This is a genomic window from Micromonospora sp. NPDC004540 (assembly GCF_040610095.1).
Taxonomy (GTDB): domain Bacteria; phylum Actinomycetota; class Actinomycetes; order Mycobacteriales; family Micromonosporaceae; genus Micromonospora.
The window spans coordinates 1-7,748 of the sequence record NZ_JBEXLR010000163.1 but is presented as its reverse complement, the minus strand read 5'-3'; the positions used below and the strand labels follow the sequence as shown (position 1 = coordinate 7,748).

The 7,748-nt window shown below is 72.1% G+C and carries 4 protein-coding genes and 1 pseudogene; 2 read left to right on the top strand and 3 right to left on the bottom strand.

The window, feature by feature from the left end; translation table 11 throughout:
• Both ABZV78_RS30670 and ABZV78_RS30665 read left to right on the top strand, forming a co-directional pair.
• A pseudogene (locus tag ABZV78_RS30670) lies at nucleotides 1-308 on the top strand (sensor histidine kinase); the annotation flags it as partial.
• A gap of 202 nt (nucleotides 309-510) precedes the next feature.
• Complete coding sequence (locus tag ABZV78_RS30665) at nucleotides 511-1,521, top strand: sugar phosphate isomerase/epimerase family protein (protein ID WP_355644207.1); 1,011 nt, start codon at nucleotides 511-513, stop codon at nucleotides 1,519-1,521.
• A 151-nt stretch (nucleotides 1,522-1,672) separates the two neighbouring features.
• On the opposite strand, the gene ABZV78_RS30660 is transcribed toward ABZV78_RS30665, so the two are convergent.
• The 3 genes from ABZV78_RS30660 to ABZV78_RS30650 form a co-directional block, all read right to left on the bottom strand.
• Nucleotides 1,673-2,857: an ROK family transcriptional regulator gene (locus ABZV78_RS30660; RefSeq protein ID WP_355644205.1), complete on the bottom strand. Its 1,185-nt coding sequence runs from the start codon at nucleotides 2,855-2,857 to the stop codon at nucleotides 1,673-1,675.
• Between the two features lie 108 nt (nucleotides 2,858-2,965).
• Entirely contained in the window at nucleotides 2,966-4,036 is a 1,071-nt protein-coding gene (locus tag ABZV78_RS30655) for a sugar phosphate isomerase/epimerase family protein (RefSeq protein WP_355644203.1), read from the bottom strand.
• 86 nt (nucleotides 4,037-4,122) lie between these two features.
• On the bottom strand, nucleotides 4,123-7,461 hold the full coding sequence (locus tag ABZV78_RS30650) for a ThuA domain-containing protein (RefSeq protein ID WP_355644201.1): 3,339 nt from the start codon (nucleotides 7,459-7,461) through the stop codon (nucleotides 4,123-4,125).
• Nucleotides 7,462-7,748: the final 287 nt, after the last annotated feature.

The window sequence follows — 7,748 nt, the reverse complement described above, 5'->3', positions numbered from 1 at the left end:
GGAGGGTGGGCGGCCAGCCCCGCCCGCTGCCCGCCGCGGTCGACGTGGCCGCGTACCGGATCATCCAGGAGGCGCTGACCGACGCGCGCCGGCGTGCGCCGGCCGCGGCCGTCGCGGTCCGGCTGCGCTACGACCCCGCCGGCCTCACCGTCGAGATACGCGGCGACGGGCCCGCCGTCCCGGGCGCCGACCTGTGGGCACGGGCCGAGTCGGTCGGCGGCACCCTGCACGCCGGCCCGCGCCCCGAGGGCGGCTGGCTGGTCCGCGCCGAACTGCCCGCCCCGGAGGACGAGGCGGAGCCGGCCTGACGGTCCCGGGCCCTTCCGCGCCGGCCGCGGCGGACCTAGAGTGAGGGCGGCGACCGCGAGGTGGCCGGTGACCCGACGGGAGGCGCAACCCGTCGGGCCCAGGCGCGACCGCGTCCACCGGTGCCGTCGGGCCGCCCGCATCCGGTCGCCCTCGCCCCGGTCCGCTACGGAATCCCCCCATCACGACAGGGGAGAAGGACAAATGGCGCGACCCATCACGCTCTTCACCGGCCAGTGGGCCGATCTACCGTTCGACGAGGTCTGCCGGCTCGCCGCCGACTGGGGGTACGACGGCCTGGAGATCGCCTGCTGGGGCGACCACTTCGAGGTCGACAAGGCGCTCGCCGACGAGTCGTACGTCGACCGCAAGCGGGCCACCCTCGCCAAGCACAACCTGCAGGTCTTCGCCATCTCCAACCACCTCGTCGGGCAGGCGGTCTGCGACCACCCCATCGACGAGCGCCACCAGGACATCCTTCCCGCCCGGATCTGGGGCGACGGCGAGCCGGAGGGCGTGCGCCGGCGTGCCGCCGAGGAGATGAAGGACACCGCCCGGGCGGCGGCGAAGCTCGGGGTGAAGACGGTGGTCGGCTTCACCGGCTCGTCGATCTGGCACACCCTGGCGATGTTCCCGCCGGTCCCGCCAGCCATGATCGAGCGCGGCTACCAGGACTTCGCCGACCGGTGGAACCCGATCCTGGACGTCTTCGACGAGGTCGGCGTGCGCTTCGCCCACGAGGTGCACCCCAGCGAGATCGCCTACGACTACTGGACCACCAAGCGGGCCCTCGAGGCGATCGACCACCGGCCCGCGTTCGGGCTGAACTGGGACCCGTCGCACTTCGTCTGGCAGGAGCTGGACCCGGTCAACTTCATCTTCGACTTCGCCGACCGGATCTACCACGTCGACTGCAAGGACGCGAAGGTGCGCACCGGCGACGGCCGGCGCGGCCGGCTCTCCTCCCACCTGCCCTGGGCGGACCTGCGGCGGGGCTGGGACTTCGTCTCCACCGGCCACGGCGACGTGCCGTGGGAGGACTGCTTCCGCGCGTTGAACGCGATCGGCTACACCGGCCCGATCTCGATCGAGTGGGAGGACGCCGGCATGGACCGCCTGGTCGGCGCGCCCGAGGCGCTCCAGTTCGTCCGCCGGCTCGCCTTCGACGCCCCGTCCGCGGCCTTCGATGCGGCCTTCTCCACGAGCCGGGACTAGATTCGTCGGCCGCTACGAACTTGATGGCGTGAACGACTCATCCGCTCCGCCGGGCGGCGGCCCCGGACGGTCGGCGGGTGAGTCACCCGCGTCATCAAGTTCGTAGCACCGAGACAAACGGTCCGCCGCCGGTGCGGGACGGTGGGGGCGGTCAGCAGGCGGCGAAGACCTGGTCGCTGACCAGCCGGGCCGCGCCGACCAGGCCGGCCCGGTCGTCGAGGTCGGAGAGGACGATCGGCATGCTGCCGGTGGCCAGCGGGGTGGACCGCCGGTAGACCACGCCCCGGATCTCGGCCAGCAGGACCGGCCCGATGCCCGGTGCCGCGCCGCCGATGATCACGATGGCCGGGTTGACGAAGCTGACCAGGCCGACCAGCACCTGCCCGAGCCGGCGGGCGGCGTCGCGGATGAGCGTCTGCGCGGCCGGATCCCCAGCGGTCGCCGCCGTGGCCACGTCGGCCACGGTGAGCGCGCCGGCTGCGGCCAGCCGGTCGGCGAGCGCCGTCGAGCGCCCGGCCCGCGCCGCCGTCACCGCCTCCCGCACCAGGGCGGCATCCCCGCAGTACGCCTCGACGCAGCCGCTGTTGCCGCAGCCGCAGAGCGGCCCGTCCTCGGCGAGCTGGAGGTGCCCGATGTCCCCGGCGCCGCTGGTCGCGCCCCGGTAGAGCGCTCCGCCGAGCACCAGCCCGCAGCCGACCGCGTCGCCCAGCTTCACGTAGAGGAAGTCGTCGAAGGGCCGGCCGGTGCCGGCGTGCCGCTCGCCCAGGGCCATCACGTTCGCGTCGTTGTCGACCTGCACCGGGCAGCCCAGCTCGGCGGCGATGGTGTCGCGTACCGGGAACTGGTGCCAGCCGGGCAGGGCGGGCGGGGAGATCGGGGTGCCTTCCCGGACCGCCACCGGCGCGGGCAGCGCCACCCCGACGCCGGCCAGCCGGGCCAGCCCGGCCTCGGCCCGCAGCTTGCCGAGCAGCTCGACCGCCCGGCCGACCACCACCTCGGGGCCGAGCCGCACGTCGACCGGCTCGTCGTGCCGGGCGAGCAGGGTCAGCTCGCCGTCGGTGAGCGCGACCTCCAGGCGCCCGTCGCCGACCCGCACCGCGCCGAAGCGGACCTGCCCGCCGACCCGCAGCAGCGAGGAGCGCCGCCCGCCCCGGGACGCGGCCGGCCCGGCGGTCTCCACCAGGCCCTGCGCGGCCAGCCGGTCCACCTCGGCGATGAACCGGGCCCGGGGCAGGCCCAGGGCGTCGGCCAGTTCGACCCGCGAGCGCGGGCCGTCGTCGCGCAGCAGGCGCAGCAGCCGCGCCTGGTCCGCGCTCTCCGGTCCGACCATCGTCATCACGATCACCTCCCCCCGAATGTGCCACACCCGCGTCACAGCCGCGTGACGCGAGGGGGCCGCCCCGGTTTCCCGGTGCGGCCCCCTGCGATCGAACGGTCGGGTCGGTCAGCCCCGCAGACCCGACATGTGCTGGTAGCTGATCTCCGCGAAACGCAGCGACCGGCCCGGGTCGGCGGCGCCGCCCGGCGCGTTGTCCTGCTCCCACATCGGGTTGTGGTAACCCTTCGCGCCCATGTTGGCGAAGAAGTTGCCGTAGTCGATGTCGCCCTCGCCGAGCGGCACCATCGCGTAGCCGGCCGCGGTGGCCGGGTCGTAGGTGCCGTCCTTGGCGTGGAACAGCGGGAACCGGATGGGCTGGGCGGCGACCACGGCCAGCGGGTCGAAGACGTTGGTCTGGGTCACGCCGTCCGGGTCGGTGTAGCTGCGGAACCGGTGCTGGGCCACGTGCGCCCAGTAGATGTCCATCTCGAACCAGACCCACTCCGGGTTGGTGCGCCCGATGAAGTACTCAAGCTTGCGCACGCCGGAGGACCGGGTCGGCCGGCCCAGCGCGTCCAGCGGCCCGCTGTCCAGCAGGAAGTTGTACGCGGCGTCGTGGTTGTGCGTGTACAGCTTCAGGCCCCGGGCCGCGGCCATCTCGCCGAAGGTGTTCCACCGGTCCACGGCGGCGTCCCAGTCGGCCTTGAAGTTGCTGCCGGTCGGGTCGCTGCCGGTGCCGATGTGCGTCATGCCGAGGATCTCGGCGGTGTCCAGCGTCTGCTCGAACTGGGCGACGGTGGCCGGGGTGACCGTGCCGGGGACCGAGGCGTGCGAGCCGTTGGCGCGCAGCCCGTTGTCGTCCAGGATCTTGCGGATCTCCTGCGGGGTGATCTGCCGGCCGAGGATCGAGGTGTGCTGGGTGTACCCGGCGAACTCGACCTCCTTGTAGCCGATCTCGGCGAGCCGGCCCAGGACCCGCTCGAACCCGAAGGGCACTCCGCTGCCGTCGTCGGCGGCGCCGATCCGGTCGCGGACGCTGTAGAGGATGATGCCCCGCTTGCCCGTCGGGACGAGCACCCCGTTGCCGGCGAAGGCGGCCGACGGGAGCCCGGCGGCGCCGACGGCGACGGCGCCCGCCGCCCCGGCGATGGTGCCGAGCATCCGGCGGCGGCTCATCCCGTGCGATGTGTCGTTCATGTCGTGACTGCCTTTCTCGCGGTGCTGGTGGTGTGTGGAGGAAGAAGGCCGGGTGGGGCCGCCCGGGTGGCGGCCCCACCCGGGCGTCACGGGGTGACGCCGATGCCCTGGCCGGTGAACTCGACCCAGTTGAGGTTGCCGAAGCCGCTGGCCGGGCCGCCGGGGACGGTGGTCAGGACCAGGTAGAGCTTGTGCGAACCGCCCGGGTCGGTGACCGGCACGGTGGTGCTGGTGAAGGCGTTGTTGCCGGAGGTCGCGTTCACCGTGGCCGTGGCCAGCAGCGGGCCGGTGGGGGAGTCCAGCCGGAACTGGACGCCGAACCGGGGCTGCCCGGCGGTGGCGGCGCTGCCCCCGGAGGTGCGCAGCGTGACCGACTGCATGTTCGTGAGGTTCACGGTGTTGTTGATCGCGATCCAGTCGCCGGGGTCGAGGCTGCCGCGCTGCTGCCCGCCCCCGGTGTCCGCGCTGGTGCCGACCGTGGTGCCGGACTCCTCGGTGGCGAACTCGACCTCCTGCCGCTTGGCCTGGACGATCTGCTGGTCCACCGTGGTCAGGGCCGGCTGGCCGTTGGCCCCCTGGTCGGTGTACGAGGCGCTGACCACGCCGTAGATGTAGCCTCCGTGCGAGGCGTCGTCGGCGTCCGTGGGCAGCAGCCCCGAGCAGCCGAACTGGTTGGCCTCACCGTGGCCGTGGCTGTCGTGGCCGAGCACGAAGGTCACCTCGACCTTGGCGCAGTCGACCGGCCCGTCCTCCGGGTCGGTGACGGTGACCGTCCACGGGATGTCGTCGCCCCAGCTGAAGAAGCCGCCTTCGAGCGGGGTGGTGACCGTGACGGTCGGCGCGGTGTTGCCGACCGTGATGGTGGTGTTGGCCGACGCGGTCTTGCCGCTGGAGTCGGTCACCGTCAGCCGGGCGGTGTAGACGCCGTTGGTGGTGTAGGTGAACGACGGGTTCGGGTCGATCGAGTCGGTGGTGCCGTTGCCGTCGAAGTCCCAGGCGAACGAGATGGAGTCCGCCGGGTCCGGGTCCTTCGAGCCGTCGCTGGAGAAGGCGACGGTCAGCGGCGCCCGGCCGTTGGTCGGTGTCGCGTTCAGCACGGCGACCGGCGCCCGCAGGCCCTTGACGTAGCTGAACTTGAGCATCGCCGCGTCCGGGTTGATGTTGAAGAACCCGTCGCCGTACGTCAGCAGGTAGAGGTTGCCGTCCGCGCCCCAGCGCATGTCCATCGGGTTGTCGCAGAGGAACGGCTTGGCCGGCGTGGTGGGCGCCTGCCCGCAGTTCAACACGTTGTTGATCTTCAGGATCTCGCCCTGGTCGTCCAGCCGGATCTCCTTGAGGGTGTCCCGGGTGAACTCACCGAAGATGATCGCGTCGTCGTAGTACTCGGGGAACTTCGTCTCCGACCTCAGCTCCGGGTCGAAGTCGTACTTCGCCGCGCCGTGCGGGCCGACGCCGCCCGTGCCCAGCTCCGGGAAGAGCACCGGGCAGGTCTGCGTCGGAGTCGACAGGTAGGACTCCGGGCAGGGCGTCGGGGCCTGGAACGAGTACCACAGCTCCGACTTCTCCACCCGCGGCAGGTCGGTCAGGCCGGTGTTGTGCCGCGAGGTGTTCTTCGGTGCCGCGCAGTCGAACGGGGCCACCGGGGAGATCGGGCTGGTGGTCCAGTTCATCTCGATGTACGGCAGGTTCGGCTGCACGCACATCGGCCAGCCGTAGTTCGCCGGCTTCTCGACCACCATCATCCGGCCGGTGCCCGCCGGCCCCCGGCCCACCTGAGGCGTCGAGGAGTCCGGGGAGTAGTCGGTGATGTAGGCGACGTCGTCCTTGTCGAGGGTGATCCGGAACGGGTTCCGGAAGCCCATCGCGTAGATCTCCGGCCGGGTCTTGTCGGTGCCGGCCGGGAACAGGTTCCCCGCCGGGACGGTGTACGACCCGTCCGCGCCGACCGTGATCCGCAGGATCTTGCCGCGCAGGTCGTTGGTGTTGGCCGAGCTGCGCCGGGCGTCGACGAACGGGGCCTGGTAGACGCCGGTGGCGCTGACCGAGTCGTTGTGCGGCGAGAAGCCGCCCGACCCGCCGCCGCCGGCCGGGGTGTCGTCGCCGGTGACCAGCCAGAGGTTGTTCTTCGAGTCGAAGGCGATGTCACCCGCCACGTGGCAGCAGGCGCCCCGGTCCACCGGCACCTGGAGGATCTTCTGCTCCGTGCTCACGTCCAGCGACGGGGTCTCGCCGTCGACGAACTTGAACCGGGAGAGCTGGAAGTAGCCCTTCCACTGGTCCCACGCGGCCGGGTTGGTGCTGGTGGTCGGCGCGCTGCCCGTCGGGGTGTCCAGCGGGGGCGCGTAGTAGAGGTAGACCCACTTGTTGGTGGCGAAGTCGCGGTCCACCGCCGGGCCGTACATCCCGTCCTCGCTGTTGGTGTAGACGGGGATCTGGGCCAGCACGGTCGTCTGGTTGGTCTCCGGGTTGTGCAGCCGGACGCCGCCACGCCGGTCGGTCTGGATCACCCGGCCGTCGGGGAGCACGTCGAAGCCGATCGGCTCGTTGACGTTGGGCTGTGCTCCGACCACCGTCATCTGGTAGTTGGCCAGCACGGTCGCGCCGCAGTCGCCGTCGGTGACGCCGGCGGCCCACTGGATCGCCCCGCCGAGGTGGGCCCGCAGGTCGGCGCTGTCGTAGCTCTCCGGCGTCGCGCCGAGTCCGGTGTAGAACGAGCGGCCGCCCTGGTAGTCCTTGCACCAGGTGACCGGGTGGTCGAAGCCCATGCTGCCGCCGGCGTACGTCTTCTCGTCCACCGTGGCCAGCACGTGCGAGACGCCCCGGACGTTGGCCGCGAAGTTGTACCACCGGTCGGTGGTGGACCAGCGCTGCGGCAGCGTCTCCGAGGCCGGGTGGACGCGGTCGGCGACGGTGACGGTGGCCTTGCTGGCGGCCGACGGCGCGCCGGTGGCCCGGGTGCCGAGCACGTTGGTGAGGAACGACCAGTCCGGCTCGGCCTCGATGGCGGAGTGGACGCCGACGAAGCCGCCGCCGTCGCGGTAGTACGCCTCGAAGGCGGCCTGCTGGGCGTCGTTGAGCACGTCGCCGGCGGTGTTCAGGAAGACCACGGCACGGAACTGCTTCAGGTGGGCCTGGTCGAACTTGCGGGGGTCGTTGGTGACCTCGACGGTGAAGCGGCGGTCCCGTCCGAGTTGCTGGACGGCCTGCACGCCGGCCGCGGTGGCGGCGTTGTTGCCGCTGGCCGACCTGGTGAAGACGAGCACCTTGTACTGGATGCCGTTGCTGACGGGTGCGGGGGCGGTGAGCACCGGCGCGGCCTGCGCCGGGGTCGGGGCCCGCTCCGCCGTCGCGACGAGCGTCGCGGCGGCGAGCGTGAGCAGGCCGAGATATGTGGCGGCCCTGCGGCCGAACGGTCTTCTGCGCATCGAACCTCGCTCTGGTCGGGCGGGTCCGCCTCAGCGCCGGGACGAGGCTGAGGAGGTCGCTGGGAGGTGACGAGAGCCTGGCCAGGTTCTACGCGAGACGATATTTGCGCTCGGGACCAAAGAGAAGAGGTTGAAGCCAAAAGTTTTCGATGAACCGCCTCCACTTTTGTTCAGGATGAGCAAAAGTAGGAGTGAGGTCTCGTTCGGACAGACGAGAGCGGGCCGGTCGCCCGATGGCGACCGGGGCCCGGCCGGGGTGGGGGCCGAGGGTGTGGCGCGGGCCGGGC

Excerpts from the sequence above, each read along its gene's own strand:
- ABZV78_RS30655 (WP_355644203.1), bottom strand. The coding sequence starts at position 4,036 with ATGAACGACACATCGCACGGGATGAGCCGCCGCCGGATGCTCGGCACC.
- ABZV78_RS30665 (WP_355644207.1), top strand. The coding sequence starts at position 511 with ATGGCGCGACCCATCACGCTCTTCACCGGCCAGTGGGCCGATCTACCG.
- ABZV78_RS30650 (WP_355644201.1), bottom strand. The coding sequence starts at position 7,461 with ATGCGCAGAAGACCGTTCGGCCGCAGGGCCGCCACATATCTCGGCCTG.
- ABZV78_RS30660 (WP_355644205.1), bottom strand. The coding sequence starts at position 2,857 with ATGACGATGGTCGGACCGGAGAGCGCGGACCAGGCGCGGCTGCTGCGC.